Below are 19,880 nucleotides of genomic sequence, written 5' to 3'. Positions count from 1 at the left end.
GCTTCGCCAATCCCCAACGTCGGAAAATTCGCGGGACAGACAAGTTGCCAATCTCCCCCCTTGAGGGGGAGATGTCCGGCAGGACAGAGGGCGGCCTCGTAGAACTCAACGCCTACGATGATTTCGCGAACGTTCATCCGCGAAATACTGTCACGATTCCAGATATGTGTCCGCCCAGTTCGATACCGCCCAGCGCGGATTGTTGGCGATGTTGCCGACCGTCTCGCGCGCGACGCTGATGAAGCTCCATTCGGCGACATTGATCAGCGGCAGGTCGGCGGCCACCTCTTTCTGGAACTCCTTGTAAAGATTGGTGCGGGCCGATGTACCGAGCGTCTCGGACGCCTTGGCGATGAGCGCGTCCAGCGCATCGTTCTTGTAGCCGCCCTGGTTGGAGAACGGCACGCCGTCCGGAATGCCGCTCTGCACCAGGATGGTGGTCGAGATCGCCGGGTCGCCGCGGAACACCGGCGGGCCGACGGCGAGGTCGAAAGCGTGGTCGGTGTAGACGGCCTTGATATGCGCGGCGGAATCGTTGTTGACGAGCTGGGCGTCGATGCCGATGGCGGCGAGCGCCTGGCGCAGATAGTCGCCGAACTGCTTGGTTTCGTTGAAATAGGGAGCCGGCAACAGTTTCAGCGAAAAGCGCTTGCCGTCGGCGCCCTTCTTGTAACCCGCCTCGTCGAGCAGCGCATTGGCCTTGGCGACGTCGAAGGCATAGGTCGGGACGTCGGCGGTATAGAACTGCGGGTCGTTCTTCGGCACCGGGCCGGTGGCGGTGGCGGCATAGCCGAGGAACACCGTCTTGACGACGAAATCCTTGTCGATGGCATGCGCGATGGCCTGGCGCACCTTCAGGTCGGCGAGCTCCTTGCGACGATGATTGATCTCGACGACGAGCTGGTAGGTCAGTCCCTCATAGCCCTTGGTGATCACCTTCAGGCCCGGCACTTTCGAGATGCGGTCAAGATCGGCCAGCGGCACGGCGGAGAAGGCGGCGAGCTGGATCTCTCCTGCTTCCAGCGCGCTCGCCGCCGAAGTGCGGTCGGGCAGCACCTGGTAGATGATCTCATCGAGATAGGGCTCGCCCTTGCCCCAATAATCCGTGTTCTTCGTCAGCCGGTAGTATTGGCCGGCCTTGTATTCGGCGAACTTGAACGGGCCGGTGCCGATGGGCGCGTTGTTGGCCGGGTTGTCCTCGATCTTGCCAACTTCGTAAACGTGCTTCGGCACCACGCTGCTCAGCGCCGGCAGAGCGTTGCGGATCAGCTGGAAGGGCGTGGGCTTGGCGAATTTGAACACGGCGGTCAATTCATCAGGGATATCTACCGAGGCAAGATCCTTGAACACGGTGCGGCCGAGATTCTGCAGCGGCTTCCAGATCTGCAGCGCCGAGAAGGCGACGTCGGCCGAGGTAAACGGCTTGCCGTCATGCCATTTGACCCCTTCGCGCAGTTTGAAGGTCGCCGACAGCCCGTCGGCGGCGCCTTCCCAACTGACCGCCAGGCGTGGTGCAAGCCCGTCCTTGCCATCGAAGGAGGCTTCGGCCAGCGTTTCGACGATCTTGCTGGAGATGAAGAAGACGCCATTCGAGGCGACGATGGCCGGGTTGAGGTTGCGCGGCTCGGAATCGGCGGCGAGCACCAGGCGGCCACCCTTCTTCGGCGTCTGCGCCCAGCTCAAGGCCGGCATCGCGGTGGAGGCCAGAAGCACGGCAGAGCCCGCAAGCACCGTGCGGCGTGAAATCCTGAACTCCGACATCATCCTATTCCCCCTCTATCTCATATCTTGCACGGAGGCCTTTCGGGCGTTTCCATGCACGTTTGATTATGGGCCTTGCCGTGGCTTTCGCCAGAGACGGAATTGGCGCATCGTGGCGTGGCTTTGAAATTTTTGTTCGCTGGACCAGTTACGGGAGAGTGGTCGATAAACCTGACCTGGTAAGACCAGGTCATCCGATGCACCTCACATTATGGGCACCGGCGACGGCCATTCAGCTGTGCGAGCCTGTTTCTGGCTGGACCAGATGGGCGAAAATGGTGCAGATTTGACCCGAAGTCGGTATCGGGATCGGGCAGCCGGCGGTCCAGCGCGATCTGCGCCGAAAATTCAGGGAGAGAGACAATGAACATAGCTCCGGGGAAGAGCGCGGTCGGCGACATCCCATTCGACCACGCCAGGGTCGATGGCCTGATGCAAGAGGCTGATATCGACGTTCTGCTCGCGACATCCAAGCACAACACCCAATATCTGCTCGGCGGCTACAAGTTCATCTTCTTCGCCGCCATGGATGCGATCGGCCACAGCCGGTACCTGCCGATCGTGATCTACGAAAAAGGCGGACCGGACCACGCCGCCTATATCGGCAACCGCATGGAGGGTGGCGAACACCAGAACCACCCGTTCTGGACGCCGACGCTGCATGCCGCCTGCTGGGGTACGCTCGATGCCGCCAATCTCGCCGTCGAGCATGTGCGCAAGATCGGCAAGGGCGACGCTCGCATCGGCATCGAGCCGGGTTTCCTGCCGTCGGACGCCTATGCCCTGATCCGCAAAGCGCTCCCCGACGCCAAGCTGGTCGATGCCACCGGCATGCTGGAGCGCATGCGCGCCATCAAGACCGAGGCCGAGCTGGAGAAACTGCGTATCGCTTCCGAACTGATCACCGATTCCATGCTGGCGACCATCCAATGGGCGCGCGAAGGCACGACCAAGAGCGAGATGATCGAACAGCTTCGCCGCGAGGAGACGAATCGCGGCGCGCATTTCGAATATTGCCTGCTGACGCTGGGCTCCAGCCACAACCGCGCGGCGTCGCCGCAAGCGTGGAAGAAGGGCGAAGTGCTGTCGATCGATTCCGGCGGCAATTATCATGGCTATATCGGCGACCTCTGCCGCATGGGGGTTCTCGGAGACCCGGATGCCGAGTTGGAGGACCTGCTGGCGGAGGTCGAGGCGGTGCAGCAGGCGGCGTTCTCGAAGGTAAAGGCGGGTACGCTGGGTGGTGACATGATTTCCCATGCCGAAGGCGTGCTGAAAAAATCCAAGGTCGCGCCCTACACGGATTTCTTCGCTCACGGCATGGGGCTGATCACGCATGAGGCGCCGTTCCTGATGACCAACCATCCGGTGACCTATGAAGGCACCTATGCGGGCAAGCCGCTGGAGAGGAACATGGTGCTATCGGTGGAGACGACCATGCTTCACCCGACGCGCGGCTTCATCAAGCTGGAGGATACGGTGGCGGTTACCGATACCGGCTATGTGATGTTCGGGGATCGGGGTCGGGAATGGAACCGGGGTGGCATGTAACCTGCCACGTTACAAATGAGCGTGCCGGTCTCGATTGTCTCTAAGGCGCGTCGCGTCGAAACGAATTCATGCGCGGCGCTTTGCCGTTGCCGCTAAACAGAAGTCACTTTTGCGCGACAGGCACTAAACCATTCCAGTGCAGACGACTTCCAATCTTCCGTCGATCGTCTGGGTGCAGCATATGGTAAGCCCCTCGGATGCGGAGACGACGGCGCAATCGGATGCAAACGTTGACGCCCACGGACTGCCGGATTTGGCGTTGCGATGGAACCAGGAGAGTTGGCTCTGAAGCCCGGCCATGATCATAAGCAGGGCATTGATGTCACGTTGATCCGGCGAGGGCGGTGTAAAAGCGATCTTGACCAGCGGATGCTTATGGTCTTTGCAGTTGACCGTCCGTACCTGCTCGACCGTCTGGATCAAGCTCAGCGGCACGGGTATCCAGGATTCGCAGGACAAATCGGTCGAAAAGAGAAGCGTTGACGGGTCGGCGTCGTTGGCCTTGACAATACCGCCAACCGTCATGGCCGGGTTGCCGTCCGGCAGGCTGCCCGTTGCGAGCTTTTCCACGAATTCCTGGGGACTGAAACGCGTCATCGCTTCTCTCTCAAGGAGGCATGCTGGACGATAGCATATCGGAAGGGCGCCTCAAAGTCGCGAGCGAGGGGAGTTCCCGGCCGGCAGCAACCTGAAATCCGGCAGTTCGCGCAATCCCAGTTCCGGCCCTGCCGGCGAATAGACGACGAACAGCTGCATCGGCCCGTCGCCGGTGTTGAGCGTCGAGTGGAAGCGGCTCTCCGGCACGTAAATGGTGCAGCCGGGGCCGACCTTCTCGACCACCGGATTGCCTTGCTCGTCCTCGACCATCTGCTCGCCATGGCCCGAAATGACAAAGATGATTTCCTCCGCGCCCGGATGGTTATGACGGGTATGGCCCTTGCCGGAGGGCAGGTCGACGACGCCGCCGGAAAAACGGGTCGCGCCGTTCACTTCCGGAGCGACCGTCAGCGACAATTTTCCCCAGTCGAATCCGAAGGCGCTGACATCCTTCGGGTACACGAACACCTTGCTCTTGTCGGTCATTCTCATGATCCCTTCTTTTTCTTCGTGGTCGTCTTCAGGCCGCCAAGCGTGACGGCCTTGAAATCGGCGGTCTGCCGGGCGATCGCCGCTTCCGCCGGCAGCCGCTCCATCGAGCTCGCGCCATAGAAGCCGTGCAGCCCCTTGCAGCGTTCGAGGATGTAGCGGGCGTCGTCCGGCATCGAGATCGGCCCGCCATGGCAAAGCAGGATGACATCCTTGCGCACCGAACGGGCCGCTTCGGCGATCGCGTCGATGGCGACCACGCAGTCGTCGAGCGACTTGGCAGAGGTGGCGCCGATCGAGCCCCCCGTCGTCACGCCCATATGAGCCACGACGATATCGGCGCCGGCCCTGGTCATGGCGCGCGCCTCGTCCGGGTTGAAGACATAGGGCGTGGTCAGAAGATCGAGCTTGCGGGCTTCGGCGATCATGTCGACCTCGAGCCCAAAACCCATGCCGGTCTCCTCGAAGCTCTGTCGCATGCTGCCGTCGAACAGGCCGATGGTGGGGAAATTCTGCACCCCGGAAAAACCCATCGTCTTCAGTTCGGAGAGCAGCAGCGGCATGATGACGAACGGATCGGTGCCGTTGACACCAGCCAGCACCGGCGTCTTCCTGACCACCGGCAGCACCTCGTAGGCCATCTCCTTGACGATCTCATTGGCATTGCCATAGGCAAGCAGGCCGGCGGCCGAGCCGCGACCGGCCATGCGGTAGCGGCCGGAATTGTAGATGATGATGAGGTCGATGCCGCCGGCCTCTTCGGCCTTGGCCGACAGGCCGGTGCCAGCGCCGCCGCCGACGATCGGCACGCCCTTGTCGATCATCCCCCTGAATTTCTTCAGTATGTCCTTGCGCGGTATTGCCGGCATGTCTTGGATCTCACTGTCTGGCGATTTCGAGGAAAGCCGCGACCGCGGCCTTGGCGAATCGGGGATCATTGATGTGCAGCGGCAGGCGTGTCAGCCGGCGCGTCGCGTTCGGCTTAATCGTGCGCTCAATGGCTTCGAACAGGGCGGCATCGGCTTGCGGGTCGAAGAAGGCGCCGCCTTCGATGTCGAGCGCCGAGACGCCTTTCTCCGGGACAAGGAAATGCACAGGCCCCTTGCAGCGGGCGAGCCTTGTGCCGATCCACTCGCCGATCTTGCGGCATTCCTGCGCCGTCGTGCGCATCAGCGTGACGTTCGGGTTGTGCTCGTAGAACAGCCGCCCGCGATAATGGTCCGGAATGGTCGCAGGCGCCCAGAAATTGACCATGTCGAGCGCGCCGACCGAGCCGACATAAGGCAGGCCGGTGCGGGCAACGGCACCGAAACGATCCTCCGTCGCCGGCAGCACGCCGCCGAACAGGAGATCGCAGACCTCAGTGGTGGTGATGTCGATGACGCCGGACAGCAGGCCGCTGTCGGCCAGTTTCTCCATGCTGCGGCCGCCGGTGCCGGTGGCGTGAAAGACCATGCAGTCATAGGTCGAACGGAGCTGATCCGCGATTGCCGTCACGCAGGGCGTGGTGACGCCGAACATGGTGAGGCCGATCGACGGCTTGCCCTCGGGCGGCGGCGGCGGTCCGGCGGCCATGCCCGATATCGCTTGGGCCGCATTGTGCAGAACGACACGCGAGAGCTGGTTCAGCCCGGCCATGTCGGTCACCGACGGCATCATGATGATGTCCGAGATGTCGACATAGGGCGCGGTGTCGCCGGAAGCGAGCGTCGAAACCATGATCTTGGGCAGGCCGAGCGGCAGCGTGCGCATGCCTGCGGTGATGATCGACGTGCCGCCGCCGCCGCCGATGCCGATCATGGCGGCAATGTCGTTTCGTGATTGGGCAAAGCGAGCGAAGGCGATGCCCATGGCGGCGACCGCGGCGCCGCGGTCGTTGCCGGCGAGCACCGCGTCTCGCCCGCCGGGATGGTGGCCTGCCACATCCTCAGCGGCAATGTCGACCGGCACGCTCGCGCCGCGCGTTCCGACGTCGACCCGGCAGACAGCGGCACCCGTGGCGGCGATCGCGTCGGCCAGGAAGGCGAGTTCCTCACCCTTGGTGTCCGCGGTGCCCACCACATAAATGCGCTTCATCGATGCCTCCCTCTGCCGGTCCAAGTCACCCAAGGCTCAGTGCTCTACAGAGCGTCAACCTAGCCATTCCAAAAATGAGGAGGTCATTGCAATTTTTTGAGACGCGCGTATCATATTGATATGGATGTCTCACGTCAACACGCCGCAGCAAGCGACGACACCGCCGGGGGACCCGAACGTGGACCGCGCGCGCGCACGAAACGGCTGATGCTGGAGACGGCGACGAGGCTGATGCAGGCAGGCGCAACACCTTCGGTCAGCGAGGTTGCCGAGGCGGCGCAGGTGTCCCGCGCCACCGCCTACCGGTATTTTCCGAGCCAGGCGGCACTGGTGCAGGCAGTGGTTAACGAGGGGCTCGGGCCGATCCTCACCTGGAAATCCACCTCTGCCGATGCCGAGCGCCGCGTTGCCGAGCTCTTCGACACGGCCATGCCGCGCATCGAGGCTTTCGAGGCGACCTTCAAGGCGGCATTGAAACTGTCGCTCGATCAGTGGGCGCGGCGCCAGGCCGGTACTTTGGGAAACGAACCGGCCTTCAAGCGGGGCCACCGCGTCGAATTGCTTCAGGACGCGCTCGCTCCGCTCATGGGCCGGCTGCCGCCGCGCGACCTCAAGCGGCTGGCGCAGGCGCTGTCGCTGATCTTCGGCGTCGAGGTGCTTATCGTGCTGAAGGACATCTGGGGACTGGACGGTCGCCGGACGATGTCCGTTGCCCAGTGGGCGGCGGTCGCCCTGGTGCGCGCGGCGATCGCGGAATCAGTCTCCGAAGCACAAGCGATCGAACCAACAAGGGTCACGAAATAGCAGGTATCTGGTTCTACCAGATTTGCATACTGGTTGCCGATATTAACCGCAATGCTGAAGCATGAACAAGGCCGATGTCTATCAATGAGTAGGAAAATTTAGGAAAAACAGGCAGATAAGGCTGGAATTCGAGGCTTCGAGCTGTCACCATTGCTCAAGAAAGGGCTTGACGGAGCTTCAAAATTGGTAATACCAGATCAAAGGAGAAAAGCGGATCGAAAGTGAGGGCTGCGATCCATTTCCGGACGGGCGAGGAGGCTCCAAACCGGAAGGCGCGACCAAGGGAGGAACTACCAGGGCCGGCCCCGTTTGCCGGCTCGCTTGATACGGTAGAATGCGCACAAGGGAGGAAACATCATGCGCAAGATAGTGACCAGCTTGCTTGCTGGTATCGGCTTGACACTTGCCTGCGGAACATCCGTCTACGCCCAGGACAAATCGCTCACCATCTTCTGGGCGGAATGGGATCCTGCCAACTACCTCCAGGAACTCGGCAACGAGTACGAGAAGGAAACCGGCGTCAAGATCACGGTGGAGACCACGCCCTGGGCCGACTTCCAGACCAAGGCCTTCACCGAGTTCAACGCTCATGGCGATGCCTATGACCTGGTCGTCGGCGACTCGCAGTGGCTCGGCGCCGGCTCGACCGGTGGCCACTATGTCGACCTCACCGACTTCTTCAACAAGCACAAGCTCGGCGAGGTGATGGCGCCGGCGACGGTGAAGTACTACGCCGAATATCCTGGCAACAGCGGCAAGTACTGGGCCATCCCGCTCGAAGGCGACGCCGTCGGCTGGTCCTATCGCAAGGACTGGTTCGAGGATCCCAAGGAGAAGGAAGCCTTCAAGGCCAAATACGGCTACGACCTCGACGTGCCGAAGGATTTCAAGGCGCTGCGCGACATCGCCGAATTCTTCCACCGGCCGGACCAGAAGAGATACGGCATCGCCATCTACACCGACAATTCCTATGACGCGATGGCGATGGGCTTCGAGAACGCGCTGTTCTCCTATGGCGGCGAACTGGGTGACTATTCGACCTACAAGGTCGACGGTTTCATCAATTCCGACAAGGCTGTCGCCGCGCTCGACGCCTATAAGGAGCTCTACAAGTTCACGCCTCCGGGCTGGGCCAAGTCGTTCTTTGTCGAGGACAACCAGGCGATCACCGAAAACCTGGCCGCGATGAGCATGAACTACTTCGCGTTCTTCCCCTCGCTGATCAACGAGGCGTCGAACCCGAACGCCAAGAACACCGGCTTCTTCGCCAATCCTCCCGGGCCGAACGGCGACCAGTTCGCCGCACTCGGTGGTCAGGGCATCTCCGTCGTCTCCTACTCGCAGAAGCAGGACGAGGCGATGAAGTTCCTCGAATGGTTCATCAAGGACGAGACCCAGAAGAAGTGGGCGGCACTCGGCGGCTACACCTGCAGCGCAGCCGTGCTCAAGTCCGAAGAGTTCCAGAATGCGACGCCCTACAACAAGGCCTTCTACGAGACCATGTTCAAGGTGAAGGATTTCTGGGCGGTGCCGGAATATGCCGAACTGCTCCAGCAGCTCAACCAGCGCGTCTATCCCTACATGATCGGCGGCGAAGGCACCGCCAAGGAAACGCTCGACGCACTGGCCGCCGACTGGAACGCGACCTTCAAGAAATACGGCCGCGGCCAATAATCGTTCATGTCCCACGGAGGGGGCGCTCATGCCTCCTCCGTTTCTTTTTCTTCAAGCGGGAGCAGGGTCTTGGCGACCACGATGATCACCACGCTGGACAGATCTTCACGCGCGGCCGCGCGTGGCCTTAGCGATATTTCGATCCGCAATCTTTTCATCATCCCGACGATCCTGTTCCTGATCGTCTTCAACATCTTTCCGCTGATCTATTCGCTCGGCTATTCCTTCACCGATTTCCGCGCCTCGACCAACGCGCCGGCGAATTTCGTCGGGTTGCAGAACTACCGCGACCTGCTCAGCGATCCTTATGTCTGGTCCAACTTCGCGATCACCGCCAAATACGTGATCATCTCGGTCGCCGGACAGTTGCTGGTCGGTTTCGGCGTGGCGATGCTGCTCAACCGCGATATTCCGCTGAAGGGGCTGCTGACGACCCTGCTGCTGCTGCCGATGATGCTGTCGATGGCCGTCGTCGGCCTGTTCTGGAAACTGCTCTACGATCCGTCATGGGGCGTCATCAACTATGCGCTTGGGCTTGGCAATTTCGAGTGGCTGGCCGACCCCAAGATGGCACTCTACGCGGTGGCGCTGACCGACATCTGGATGTGGTCGCCCTTCGTCATGCTGCTGTCGCTGGCCGGCCTCTCGGCGGTGCCGAAGCACCTCTACGAAGCCGCCGCTATCGACCGCGCCGGTCCGTTCTACACCTTCTTCCGCATCACCTTGCCGCTGGTCGCGCCGATCCTGATGATCGCCGTCATCTTCCGCACCATGGAAGCGTTCAAGACCTTCGATCTGGCCTACATCCTGACCACCCAGCCGACGGCTGAACTGATCTCGATCCGGCTCTACAAGATGGCGTTCCAGGAATGGCAGACCGGGCGCTCCTGCGCGCTCGCCTACATCGTGCTGATCATGGTGCTGGCCATCACCAACATCTACGTCAAATATCTGAACAAAGTGAAGGAGCGCTGAGATGGCCGCCGTCCGCACTTCTTCCGAGATCGCCCTCAACCGCGTCGCAATCGTCGCCGTGCTGGTGGCGACAGTGATCTTCCTGGCACCGATCTACTGGATCGCCTCGACGGCGTTCAAGCCGCGCAACCTTGCCACCACCATCCCGCCGACGGTCGTGTTCCAGCCGGAGATATCGCCCTTCGTGAAGCTGTTCACCAAGCGCTCGCAATTGCGCAGCCCGCCTTCGCCCGAAGAATACGCGGCGGCGCCCTGGTGGGAACGCGTCGTCTTCGACGGCGGCGAAAAGATCGTGCGCGACGGCAAGGGCCAGGTGCAATGGTCGGGCTATCCGAACCGTTTCATGAATTCGCTGATCGTCGCGATCACCTCGACGGTGCTGGCGGTCGGCATGGGTACATTCACCGCCTATGGCTTCTCGCGCTTCAGGGTCAAAGGCGAGGCGGACCTTTTGTTCTTCATCCTCTCGACCCGCATGCTGCCGCCCGTGGTGGTGGCGATCCCGATGTTCCTGATGTACCGGGCGGTCGGCCTCAACGATTCCCATATCGGGCTGATCATCCTCTACACCGCCTTCAACCTGTCCTTCTCGGTTTGGCTGATGAAGGGCTTCATGGACGAGATCCCGAAGGAGTACGAGGAAGCGGCGCTCGTCGACGGCTATACGCGCATGGAAGCCTTCTTCAAGATCGTGCTGCCCGAAGCCGCCACCGGCATCGCCGCCACGGCCGTGTTCTGCTTCATCACGGCATGGAACGAATATGCCTTCGCGCTGATCATGACCAATCGCCGCGCCCAGACGGCACCGCCGTTCATCCCGAGCCAGGTCGGCTCCGGGCTGCCGGACTGGACGGTGATCGCCGCCGGCACTTTCCTGTTCCTGCTTCCTGTCGCCATCTTCACCTTCCTGCTTCGTAATCACCTGTTGCGCGGCATGTCCTTCGGAGCGATCCGCAAATGAGCTTTCGCGCCATCAACCAGAAATATCTGGAACCAGGCAGCCAGGTGCTGATGGTGCTCGGCATCATTGCGCTATGCCAGCCCTGGAGCTTGCTGCTGCACAGCTATGGGCTGACCATCATCCTGATCGGCCTGATCGGCTTCAACATCACCTCCAAGATCGCACCGCAAGAGGAAGCCGGAACCGGCCAGTCAGGCGATCCGCAGCGAAATCCGGGAGCGCAGCATTGACCCAGATCGAGCTTCGCGGCGTCCAGAAGTTCTTCGGCGCCGTCCAGGTCATCAAGGACCTCAACCTCAAGATCGAAGACAACGAGTTCATCGTGCTGCTCGGTCAGTCGGGCTGCGGCAAGACGACGACGCTGCGCGCCATTGCCGGGCTGGAGACGATCGACGAGGGCGACATCCTCATCGACGGCAAGCCCATCCAGCATCTGAAGGCCGCCGATCGCGACATCGCCATGGTCTTCCAGTCGTTCTCGCTGTACCCGCATATGAGCGTCTACGAGAACATCGCCTTTCCCTTGCGCGCCACGCGAAAGAGCAAGAGCGAAATCGACCAGGAAGTTCGCTCGGTCGCCAAGACGCTGCAAATCACGGACCTGCTCGGCAAGAAACCGTCGGCGCTGTCGGGCGGCGACATGCAGCGCGTGGCGATCGGCCGGGCACTGGTGCGGCGGCCGAAAGCGATGCTGATGGACGAGCCGATCGGCGCGCTCGACGCCAAGCTGCGCGAGGAGATGCGGGCCGAGATCAAGCGGCTGCACATCAAGCAAGGCTCGACCACCATCTACGTCACCCATGACCAGATCGAGGCGATGAGCCTCGCCGATCGCATCGTCATCATGCATGAGGGGGTTCTCCAGCAGGTCGGCTCCCCCGACGAGGTCTATTCGCACCCGGCCAACCTCTTCGTCGCGCAATTCGTCGGCAGTCCGGTGATGAACGTGGCCGACGCGGCGGTGGCCGAAAAAGCCTCGTCGGCCTCGGTGACGGTGGGCGATGCGCCAACCGGTTTCGAATTCCCGCGCGCGCTCCTGTCGAAGCTGAACGGCCATGCGGGCGGCCGGCTGGCACTCGGCATCAGGCCGGAAGGCGTCCTCATCAGCCGTGAGGCGGCGGAGGGCTTCATGGCGGTCGAGACGCAGATCGTCGAGCCGCTCGGCTCGTTCGACATCGTCGACCTGAAAGTCGGCTCCAAGATGCTGCGCGCCCGCACCAAGAGCGGCTTCATTTCAGGTCCCGGCGAGAGGGTGTTCGCCAGGATCGATCCGACACAGGCGCATTTCTTCGACGCGGCGAGCGGCAAGTCGCTCGGAGTGAGACTCTGATGGCCCATATCCAGCTCAAGAACATCTCCAAGACGTTCGGCAATCACACGGCCCTGACCGGGCTCGACCTCGACATCGCCGATGGCGAGTTCTTCGTCCTGCTCGGCGAGACGGGCGCGGGCAAGACAACGACGCTGCGGCTGATCGCCGGACTGGAAAGGCCGAGCGAGGGCCAGGTCTTCATCGACGGGATCGACGTTGCCGACTGGGGCGCCGCGGAGCGCGACGTGGCGCTGGTGCTACAGCAATATTCGCTCTACCCGCGCTATACGGTGCGCGAAAACCTCGAATTCCCGCTGAAGCCGAAGATCCGGCGGCTGCCCGACGCCGAAATCAAGGACCGCGTCGATCGCGCGGCGCGGACGCTCAGGATCGAGCATCTGCTCGACCGCAAGACCGACCGGCTGTCGGGCGGCGAGATGCAGCGCGTCTCGATCGGCCGGGCCATCGTGCGCAAGCCGCGCGTGTTCCTGATGGACGAGCCGCTGTCGGCGCTCGACGCCAAGCTGCGCGAGGCGCTGCGCACGGAACTGAAGAACCTGCAGATGCAGCTCGGCGCCACCTTCCTGTTCGTCACCCACGACCAGATCGAGGCGATGTCCATGGGCGACAAGGTGGGCGTGCTCAACCATGGCCGCATCGTCCAGACCGGCACGCCGCATGAGATCTACAACAATCCGCGCGACACCTATGTGGCGAGCTTCGTGGGCTCGCCGCCGATGAACCTCATCGACGGCAGGGTGGTCAACGATCGTGCGGTCATGGCGCCGCTGAATTTCGAATTGCCGCTTTCAGGGGGAGCCAAGGCGAGTGCGGCGACCGACGGTCGCCCGCTCGTCTTCGGCATCCGCCCCGAGGACGTCTATCTCGAGAGCGGTGCGCCGGTCGAGGCGCGCGTCCACGACGTCGAAAACCATGGCGTGGAAAAGATCCTGACGCTGCGCGTGGGCGAGACCACGCTGCGCGCCACGGTGCCGGCGCGGACCGATGTCGCGATCGAGCAGCCGGTGCGCTTTGCCTGGAATCCGGACAAGGTGGTGCTGTTCGACAAGGGCAGCGGCGTGAGTTTGCGGCACGCCGGATGAGGCGAATATCGCGAATGCGATGTTCCGGACAGCGCCCTAAACAAAAAGCCCGCCTTGCGGCAGGGCAAGGAATCCGGGTTAACGGGTCCCTCCGGAGCCTTCGTCGGTGCGCTGTTGATGAAGCATTGAACGGAAAAACCCGCCTGTGCGGCGGGTCCCTGGCGCAACTCAGCACCATAACCAAATATCTACCATAGTTGCCTTCACCCAGTCAAGAAAAAATTCCTATCATGGGAAACTGGCACAGCGGGACCGGCTGTGGTCAGGTCTTGTCAACCCGAGTTCTGAGCCCCCGCAGCAATGTCGGCCGGACAGCCGTCCCGCACCTCTACTTCGGCAGGTAGGTCTCATAGGGCTCGGTGTTGATCAGCAGGATCACGCATTCCGTGTCCGAGAGGCAGGCGTCGTCATGCATCTCATTGGCCTTCTGGGTCCAGTAGGATCCGGGAGGCAGTTCGACCTTGCTCGCCTCGCCGCCTTCCATCTGCCAGTGCGCCCATAGGCCCTGGATCACCACGGCGCGATAATCGGCGGTGTGCGCGTGAACAGGAGCGCGCCAGTTGCCCGGGACTTTCAGCAAGGTTCCCGCGGGGCCCTTGGCCCTTTCTCCCCATAGCGGACCGAGGCGCTGCGGCTGGTCCGGCGCCTCGGAAACATAGGGAATCTTGCTGGCCGGCAGATAGCTGTCCTCAAGGGCGAAGGCACGGCCGGGGATAGTGAGCATTGCAGCCAGCGTCAGGATTTTTAAGTGATTTGGCATCGCTTCTCCTCTTCGGGCCGACTTGCCGCCGGCGCTCGTCTGTTGGATGACAAGCTATTGCAAATGGCCAAACCGGGAATGGCATTCTGTCCGGAACACTTGGCAATTCATCCAGGCCGGAAATCGCCACTGCAAACAGCGTTGATTTAGCCTTTTCCCGAGCCGCCGCCCGCGGCGCGCAAATGGCTGGGCGCGCTGCCGACGATGCGCTTGAAGGCCCGGCTGAACGACGCTTCCGAATCATAGCCCAATCTGGCGGCGATCACCGACACCCGCATCCCTTCTTCCTCGAGCCACCGTCTTGCCTGATGCATGCGCACCCCGGCGACATATTTTGCCGGCGTCTCTCCGACGACGGCCGTGAAACGTTCGGCAAAAGCCGACCGTGAGGCGCCCATCTCGCGGGCCAGCGCTTCGACGGTCCAGTTCCTGTCAGGCTGCCGATGAATGGCGACCAGCACGCGGCCGATGTCCCGATCCTTGATCGCCGCGATCCAACCCGTGATGTCACCGGCGCTGTTCTCCACCCAGGAGCGGATGATGGCTGCGGCCAATACATCGGCCAGCCGCGCCAGCATCATGCCGGAGCCGGCCCGGTTCCTCGTCGCCTCGTCGGCCATGGCTTCCAGCAAATGCGGGATGCTTGGCTCGCCGGCCATCAGCTCCTTCGCGCGCAGCATATCCGGCATCATGGCCAGCAGTGGATGCGAGCCATCGTGGTTGAAGTGCATGCTGCCGCAGAACAGCAGCGTTTTTGCACCATGGCCGCCGTTCGAGACGGCGTAGACATTGTCCTGCAGGGGCTCGACGCTGTAGCTTTCGAGCGGTTCGGCTTGTACACCGGGTGCGCTGGCAAGGATATGCCCGGCGCCGCGCGGCAACAGCAATGCATCGCCGGCTTTCAGTTCCATCCATTCGCCTAGTGGCGAAAGCAGCCAGCATCCGGCACGGCCGATGAAGTGAAACCGCGCCGCCTTCTGCACCGGAAAGAGCACGGCCCAAGGCGCGCCCAGTTCGCAGCGGCCATAGTCGACGCCCTCGAGGCGCAGCGCGCGCAACATCTCGGTCAACGCACCCCCCGGGGCCGGCACAGTGTCGTTGGGCGAGGTCAAGTCCATGCCGATTCCTACAGCAGTTCAGCGTCCCACGGAAACGCTGAACTGCTGTACCTCTTCGGGCAATTCCGGACGGAATTGCTCCAGCCTGGAGTCACGGCCTGGCGCTTCAGCCGGCCTGGCGGATCTCAGCATGTTCCTCGGCACGCAGGTGGCTGGGAGCCGAGCCGATGACGCGCTTGAAGGCCCGGCTGAAGGCGGCGTCCGACTCATAACCCAGGCGTGTGGCGACGACGGAAATCTTCTGGCGATCGCGCACCAGCCATTGTCGGGCCTGGTGCATGCGCACCTGGGTGACGTACCTGGCCGGCGTCTCGCCGACAATGGTGGCAAAACGCTCGGCAAAGCCCGATCGCGAGGCGCCCATCATCCTGGCGAGCGCCTCGACGGTCCAGTCGCGGTCCGGTTCGAGATGGATGGCGGCCAGAACGCGCCCGATGTCGGGATCCCTGACCGCCGCGATCCAACCGCTTGAATCGCCGCAGCCGCGCTCGACCCATGAGCGGATCACGGTGGCGGCAAGGACGTCGGCGAGCCGCGCCAGAATGCCGCCGGAGCCGACGCGCTCCATCGTCACTTCACGCGCCATCGAGTCCAGGAGATGCGGAATACCCGGCTCATAAGCTTCGAGTTCATGCGCGCGCATGACATCAGGCATCATGCCGAGCAGGGGATGCAGGCCATCGATGTTGAAGTACATGCTGCCGAAAAACAGCAGCGTGCCCGGACAGCGACCATCGGGGCACATGGCTTCATTGGACATGCAATAGACGTTCTTGCAGACTTCTTCGGCCGCGTAGCCCTGGATCGGCCAAGCCTTGGTGCCCGGTTCGCTTGCCAGCACATGCGCTGCGCCACGCGGCAGCAGCGCCGCGTCGCCCGCCTTGAGCTCGACCCACTCGCCCGAGGGCTGCATCAGCCAGCAGCCCTTGCGGCCGATGAAGTGGAATCGCGCCGCTGCCTGGGCCGGAAACTGGATGCCCCAAGGCTCCCGCATTTCGCAACGGGCGTAGTCGACGCCGTCGAGACGCAGCCCGCGCAATATGTCGGTCAGCGGATCGCCAGTGGTCGGAATTTTGGACGAACGGTCAAACATAATGGTGTTTCTAGCATGGAAACTCCAGGCCGTCACTCCCTATGTTGCAGTGCAGCCAAATGTTGCGCTGCAACTTCATCGGAGACTGACCATGGCCGAACCCGCGACGGGCGTCGTCGACGCCGCCCTATTGAACACTGTCGATCAGGAGGAACGAACAGAGCCGGCATGGGGCGCCGTCGTCTCGCTGGCGCTTGGTGTTTTCGGTCTCGTCACGGCGGAATTCCTGCCCGCCAGCCTGTTGACGCCGATGGCGAGCGATCTCGGCGTCAGCGAAGGCGTTGCGGGACAAGCGGTCACCGCGACCGCGATCGTCGGCGCCATTGCCGCCCCCACAATGGCGATCATGACACGGCGCATGGATCGCAGGCTGGTGATGTGGATGCTGACCGCGTTTCTGATCGCCTCGAACCTTTTGGCCGCCTTTGCCTCGTCGCTGTCCATGCTTCTGCTTGCCCGCGTCGTGCTCGGCGTTGCACTCGGCGGCTTCTGGGCTATGTCGGCGGCCATGGCGTTGCGGCTGGTGCCGATGCGGCTGATGCCGCGCGCCATGTCGATCATCCTGACCGGCGTTTCGCTGGCCACCGTCACTGCCGCCCCTGTCGGGGCCTATGTCGGCGACATCTGGGGCTGGCGCACGGCTTTCATGATCGCCACCGTCGTCGCCGCGCTGGCGTTGCTGGTGCAGGTCGCCACCATTCCGAAGCTGCCGCCGATGGGCGTGGCAAGTTTCCGCACCTTGCTCGAGGTGCTGGAACGCCCGTCCATCAGGGTGGCGCTGCTGGTCGTGCTGCTGGTCGCTTCGGGGCACTTTGCCGGCTTCACCTATGTGCGCCCCTTCCTCGAGAAGATCCCGATGCTCGGCATCGAGACAATCTCGCTGGTGCTCCTGGCCTATGGCATAGGCGGCTTCTTCGGCAATATCGCCGGCGGCATCCTGGCCGAACGCAATCTCAAGGCCGCCGTCGCGCTGGCACCCCTGCTGATCGCAGTGGCCGCCGCCTCGATGCTGGTCTTCGGCGCCTCGCCGGCGATCGCCGCCGCCGCCGTGGCGGCCTGGGGCTTTGCCTTCGGCGCGGTGCCGGTCGGGCTGCAGACATGGCTGGTGCGGGCCGCGCCCGATCAGGCCGAGAGCGCCGGCGGCCTGATGGTCTCCACCTTCCAGGTGGCGATTGCGCTCGGCGCCGTCTTTGGCGGCCTGCTGGTCGATCATGCCGGCGTCGCCAGTGCCTTCGCCTATTGCGGCGTGGCGACTTTGCTGGCGGCAGTCGTGGTGTTTCTGCTCGGCCCAAAACGCGCCGAGTAGGCTCTCCCGACAACCATCCCTGACTTGCGCAACGGCCCGAGAACCATCATGGTTCTCGGGCCGTTGCCTTTGCGATGGCGGCGTCGCTGACAGGCAGACGCGGCAGGCTGCCGGCGAAATTCAGGCTGAACGCCCATCGAAGTCGAAGATCGACAAGGCGGACGGATCGACATCGGCGACACAGTTGACGTTGATGTAGGCGCTGCGTTCACTCCCCTCGCGCACATCCTCGGCGAAAGGATGGATGCCGCAGGTGCGACAGAAGCGGTGCGCGATGGCGCGGTTGCCGAAAGTGTAGGTGCCGATCTCGTCGCTCCAGGCCAGCACCCGCAGCGCCTGATGCGGAACGGCGCACAGCAAGGCGCCCTTGCGCGAGCAGATCGAGCAATTGCACCGCACGGCTCCGGTCAGTTCCGCCTCGAACTCGAAGGCGACCTTGCCGCAATGACAGCTGCCTTTGTAGAGCATCGTTCTCTTCCTTGCGTCCGCCAGGGGTGCAAAACCGCCCGCGCCGGGTTAAGTCTCGGCACGCCACGCGCCGGCTGCTAAGCTTAAGACGTCCCAGAGGTCCGGAGTCCGACACCGAAGATGCAATCCGTCCGCGATCACCTGGAAACTACCCTTGCGCGTCTCGCCGCCCGTGCCGGTGAAGAACGTGTGTTCACGAAACTCTATATCGAAGCCGCGCGAGCCGCAGCCGATGCCGCCGACGCGCGGCGGAGGGCCGGCGTGAGGCTCGGACCGCTCGACGGAACGATCATTTCGATCAAGGACCTGTTCGATGTCTGCGGCGAGGCGACCACGGCCGGATCACTGCTGCTCAAGGATGCTGCGCCGGCAATTGGCGACGCCATGATTGTGCGCCGGCTGCGGCAAGCCGGCGCGGTGATCATCGGCAAGACCAACATGACCGAGTTCGCCTTTACCGCCATCGGCGACAACCAGCACTATGGCACGCCTGGCAACGCGACCGATGCCGACCGCATTCCCGGCGGCTCTTCCTCCGGCGCCGGCGTTTCCGTCGGCGAGGGGACGAGCGAAATCTCCATCGGTTCCGACACTGGCGGATCGATCCGTATTCCGGCGGCACTTAACGGCGTCGTCGGCTTCAAGCCGACGGCGCGGCGGGTGCCGCTCACAGGCGCCTTTCCACTGTCGGCCACGCTGGACTCGGTCGGCCCGCTCGCCCGCACCGTGGCGCAATGCGCCGCAGCCGATGCGGTGATGGCGGGCGAGGACTTGGCGCTGCCGGCGCCACTCGCCCTTGCGGGGTTGCGCATCGGTCTCCCGCGCGGCGTGCTTTTCGGAGAGACTGAAGGCGCGGTGGCAGCAGCGTTCGAGCGCTGCCTCGGCAAGATCGAGCAGGCCGGCGCACGGGTCGCGGACCTGTCGATCGACGACCTGATCGCCGACCTTCGCGCGGTCACAAAACGCGGTTCGATCGCCGCGATGGAAGGGGCCGAAGTGCATGCAGACTGGCTGGCGGCGGGCTCTCCGGTGCCGGTTGACCCGCATGTGAGCGGACCCTTGTCGCGGGCGGCAATGCTGCCGACCCCGGTTTACATCAGGGCACTGCGTCGCCGTGCCGTGCTGGCCGCCGCCATGGATGAGCGGCTGACGTCGGTCGACGTGCTGGCCCTGCCAACCACGCCGGTGACGGCGCCGACCATCGTGTCCCTGGCGCAAGATGCCGGTCTGCGCGATCGCACGGAGGGCCTGCTGCTGCGCAACACGCAGGTGGCCAACCAGTTCGATCTCTGCGCGATCTCGCTGCCGATACCAGGCATGGCGCTGCCGGCCGGCTTGATGCTGGTGGCGCGCCACGGCCATGACCGCCGTCTGCTGAGCATCGCCGCTGAAGTGGAGAGATTGCTGGGCGGCTGATCGGGACTGAACCGAATGTCAGTGTGAAGAGCAGTGCTTGCGTTCGCTGTCCTTGGCGGCGCGCTCGACGGCCGTCGCGATCAGCCACGGCAGGCTGTATTGCTTGCCGGTGATGGTCTGGGTGCGTCGCTCGATCGATCCCCTGACGACAATCTTGCCGGCAGAGAGCGCATCCGACGCCTCGACCATCGCCTTGTCCTTCGTCGGCAATCCGCCGGTGTCGATCGACACGCCTTTGATGATCTTGCCGGTGGCGAGGTCGAGCACGCTGTTCGATGGGCAGGGAGCTTTGAAGCAGCGCAGCCCGTTGTCGCAATAGACATAGCTGCTTTCGGCCGCGGCGAGCGAGGGCAGCAGGCCCGCTGAAGTGGTGGCAAGGCAAAGGAATGCGAGGCGGAGAACGGACATGGCTCCAG

General features: G+C 63.1%; 20 protein-coding genes. 10 read left to right on the top strand and 10 right to left on the bottom strand.

Annotation, left to right across the window (positions count from 1 at the left end; genetic code table 11):
- Nucleotides 1–150: 150 nt before the first annotated feature.
- The gene (locus FJ949_RS25780) at nucleotides 151–1,761 is read right to left on the bottom strand and encodes an ABC transporter substrate-binding protein (protein WP_140500423.1); all 1,611 of its coding nucleotides are present in this window, start codon (nucleotides 1,759–1,761) and stop codon (nucleotides 151–153) included.
- A gap of 363 nt (nucleotides 1,762–2,124) precedes the next feature.
- On the opposite strand from FJ949_RS25780, the gene FJ949_RS25775 reads away from it, so the two are divergent.
- Nucleotides 2,125–3,312 carry a Xaa-Pro peptidase family protein gene (locus FJ949_RS25775; protein WP_140500421.1) on the top strand — a complete coding sequence of 396 codons (1,188 nt, stop codon included), beginning with the start codon at nucleotides 2,125–2,127 and terminating at the stop codon, nucleotides 3,310–3,312.
- Nucleotides 3,313–3,435: 123 nt separating this feature from the next.
- Here the strand turns inward: FJ949_RS25775 and FJ949_RS25770 are convergent, their stop codons facing one another.
- Genes FJ949_RS25770 through FJ949_RS25755 form a run of 4 tightly spaced genes read right to left on the bottom strand, consistent with a single transcriptional unit; the run spans nucleotide 3,436 to nucleotide 6,474 of the window.
- The gene (locus tag FJ949_RS25770) at nucleotides 3,436–3,909 is read right to left on the bottom strand and encodes a hypothetical protein (RefSeq protein WP_140500419.1); all 474 of its coding nucleotides are present in this window, start codon (nucleotides 3,907–3,909) and stop codon (nucleotides 3,436–3,438) included.
- A gap of 51 nt (nucleotides 3,910–3,960) precedes the next feature.
- Nucleotides 3,961–4,395: a cupin domain-containing protein gene (locus tag FJ949_RS25765; RefSeq protein ID WP_140500417.1), complete on the bottom strand. Its 435-nt coding sequence runs from the start codon at nucleotides 4,393–4,395 to the stop codon at nucleotides 3,961–3,963.
- Nucleotides 4,396–4,397: 2 nt separating this feature from the next.
- The gene (locus FJ949_RS25760) at nucleotides 4,398–5,267 is read right to left on the bottom strand and encodes a phosphoenolpyruvate hydrolase family protein (RefSeq protein WP_140500416.1); all 870 of its coding nucleotides are present in this window, start codon (nucleotides 5,265–5,267) and stop codon (nucleotides 4,398–4,400) included.
- A gap of 10 nt (nucleotides 5,268–5,277) precedes the next feature.
- Nucleotides 5,278–6,474: a Tm-1-like ATP-binding domain-containing protein gene (locus tag FJ949_RS25755; protein WP_140500414.1), complete on the bottom strand. Its 1,197-nt coding sequence runs from the start codon at nucleotides 6,472–6,474 to the stop codon at nucleotides 5,278–5,280.
- Between the two features lie 120 nt (nucleotides 6,475–6,594).
- Here FJ949_RS25755 and FJ949_RS25750 point away from each other — a divergent pair, with 120 nt between their 5' ends.
- The 7 genes from FJ949_RS25750 to FJ949_RS25720 all read left to right on the top strand — a co-directional run bounded on the left by FJ949_RS25750 (nucleotide 6,595) and on the right by FJ949_RS25720 (nucleotide 13,303).
- On the top strand, nucleotides 6,595–7,278 hold the full coding sequence (locus FJ949_RS25750; protein ID WP_140500412.1) for a TetR/AcrR family transcriptional regulator: 684 nt from the start codon (nucleotides 6,595–6,597) through the stop codon (nucleotides 7,276–7,278).
- A 357-nt stretch (nucleotides 7,279–7,635) separates the two neighbouring features.
- Nucleotides 7,636–8,952, top strand: coding sequence for an ABC transporter substrate-binding protein (locus FJ949_RS25745; protein ID WP_140500410.1), 1,317 nt, complete (start codon nucleotides 7,636–7,638; stop codon nucleotides 8,950–8,952).
- A 69-nt stretch (nucleotides 8,953–9,021) separates the two neighbouring features.
- Nucleotides 9,022–9,927, top strand: coding sequence for a sugar ABC transporter permease (locus FJ949_RS25740; protein WP_140500408.1), 906 nt, complete (start codon nucleotides 9,022–9,024; stop codon nucleotides 9,925–9,927).
- 1 nt (nucleotide 9,928) lies between these two features.
- A complete protein-coding gene (locus FJ949_RS25735) occupies nucleotides 9,929–10,888 on the top strand; it encodes a carbohydrate ABC transporter permease (protein WP_140500406.1) in 960 nt (319 codons plus the stop codon).
- Nucleotides 10,885–11,118: a hypothetical protein gene (locus FJ949_RS25730; RefSeq protein WP_140500404.1), complete on the top strand. Its 234-nt coding sequence runs from the start codon at nucleotides 10,885–10,887 to the stop codon at nucleotides 11,116–11,118. The genes FJ949_RS25735 and FJ949_RS25730 overlap by 4 nt, the downstream gene beginning before the upstream one ends.
- Complete coding sequence (locus tag FJ949_RS25725; protein WP_140500402.1) at nucleotides 11,115–12,218, top strand: ABC transporter ATP-binding protein; 1,104 nt, start codon at nucleotides 11,115–11,117, stop codon at nucleotides 12,216–12,218. Before FJ949_RS25730 ends, FJ949_RS25725 begins: the two co-directional genes overlap by 4 nt.
- A complete protein-coding gene (locus tag FJ949_RS25720) occupies nucleotides 12,218–13,303 on the top strand; it encodes an ABC transporter ATP-binding protein (protein WP_140500400.1) in 1,086 nt (361 codons plus the stop codon). The genes FJ949_RS25725 and FJ949_RS25720 overlap by 1 nt, the downstream gene beginning before the upstream one ends.
- A gap of 328 nt (nucleotides 13,304–13,631) precedes the next feature.
- On the opposite strand, the gene FJ949_RS25715 is transcribed toward FJ949_RS25720, so the two are convergent.
- The 3 genes from FJ949_RS25715 to FJ949_RS25705 form a co-directional block, all read right to left on the bottom strand.
- Nucleotides 13,632–14,063, bottom strand: a complete 432-nt coding sequence (locus FJ949_RS25715) for a DUF4437 domain-containing protein (RefSeq protein ID WP_140500399.1) — start codon at nucleotides 14,061–14,063, stop codon at nucleotides 13,632–13,634.
- A gap of 146 nt (nucleotides 14,064–14,209) precedes the next feature.
- Entirely contained in the window at nucleotides 14,210–15,181 is a 972-nt protein-coding gene (locus tag FJ949_RS25710; protein ID WP_140500397.1) for an AraC family transcriptional regulator, read from the bottom strand.
- Nucleotides 15,182–15,287: 106 nt separating this feature from the next.
- Nucleotides 15,288–16,274, bottom strand: coding sequence for an AraC family transcriptional regulator (locus tag FJ949_RS25705; protein ID WP_140500395.1), 987 nt, complete (start codon nucleotides 16,272–16,274; stop codon nucleotides 15,288–15,290).
- Nucleotides 16,275–16,365: 91 nt separating this feature from the next.
- Between FJ949_RS25705 and FJ949_RS25700 the strand changes: the two genes are divergently transcribed.
- Nucleotides 16,366–17,580, top strand: coding sequence for an MFS transporter (locus tag FJ949_RS25700; protein ID WP_140500393.1), 1,215 nt, complete (start codon nucleotides 16,366–16,368; stop codon nucleotides 17,578–17,580).
- Nucleotides 17,581–17,700: 120 nt separating this feature from the next.
- On the opposite strand, the gene FJ949_RS25695 is transcribed toward FJ949_RS25700, so the two are convergent.
- Nucleotides 17,701–18,048 (bottom strand): GFA family protein, encoded by a 348-nt coding sequence (locus tag FJ949_RS25695; RefSeq protein ID WP_140500391.1) that lies wholly within the window; start codon nucleotides 18,046–18,048, stop codon nucleotides 17,701–17,703.
- Nucleotides 18,049–18,168: 120 nt separating this feature from the next.
- Between FJ949_RS25695 and FJ949_RS25690 the strand changes: the two genes are divergently transcribed.
- A complete protein-coding gene (locus tag FJ949_RS25690) occupies nucleotides 18,169–19,464 on the top strand; it encodes an amidase (protein WP_140500389.1) in 1,296 nt (431 codons plus the stop codon).
- An 18-nt stretch (nucleotides 19,465–19,482) separates the two neighbouring features.
- Here the strand turns inward: FJ949_RS25690 and FJ949_RS25685 are convergent, their stop codons facing one another.
- Nucleotides 19,483–19,872: a hypothetical protein gene (locus FJ949_RS25685; protein ID WP_140500387.1), complete on the bottom strand. Its 390-nt coding sequence runs from the start codon at nucleotides 19,870–19,872 to the stop codon at nucleotides 19,483–19,485.
- Nucleotides 19,873–19,880 lie beyond the last annotated feature (8 nt).

It is taken from the genome of Mesorhizobium sp. B2-4-1 (assembly GCF_006442185.1).
GTDB lineage: Bacteria > Pseudomonadota > Alphaproteobacteria > Rhizobiales > Rhizobiaceae > Mesorhizobium.
The sequence above is the reverse complement of the archived record's forward strand: the minus strand, read 5'-3'. Positions and strand labels throughout refer to the sequence as shown.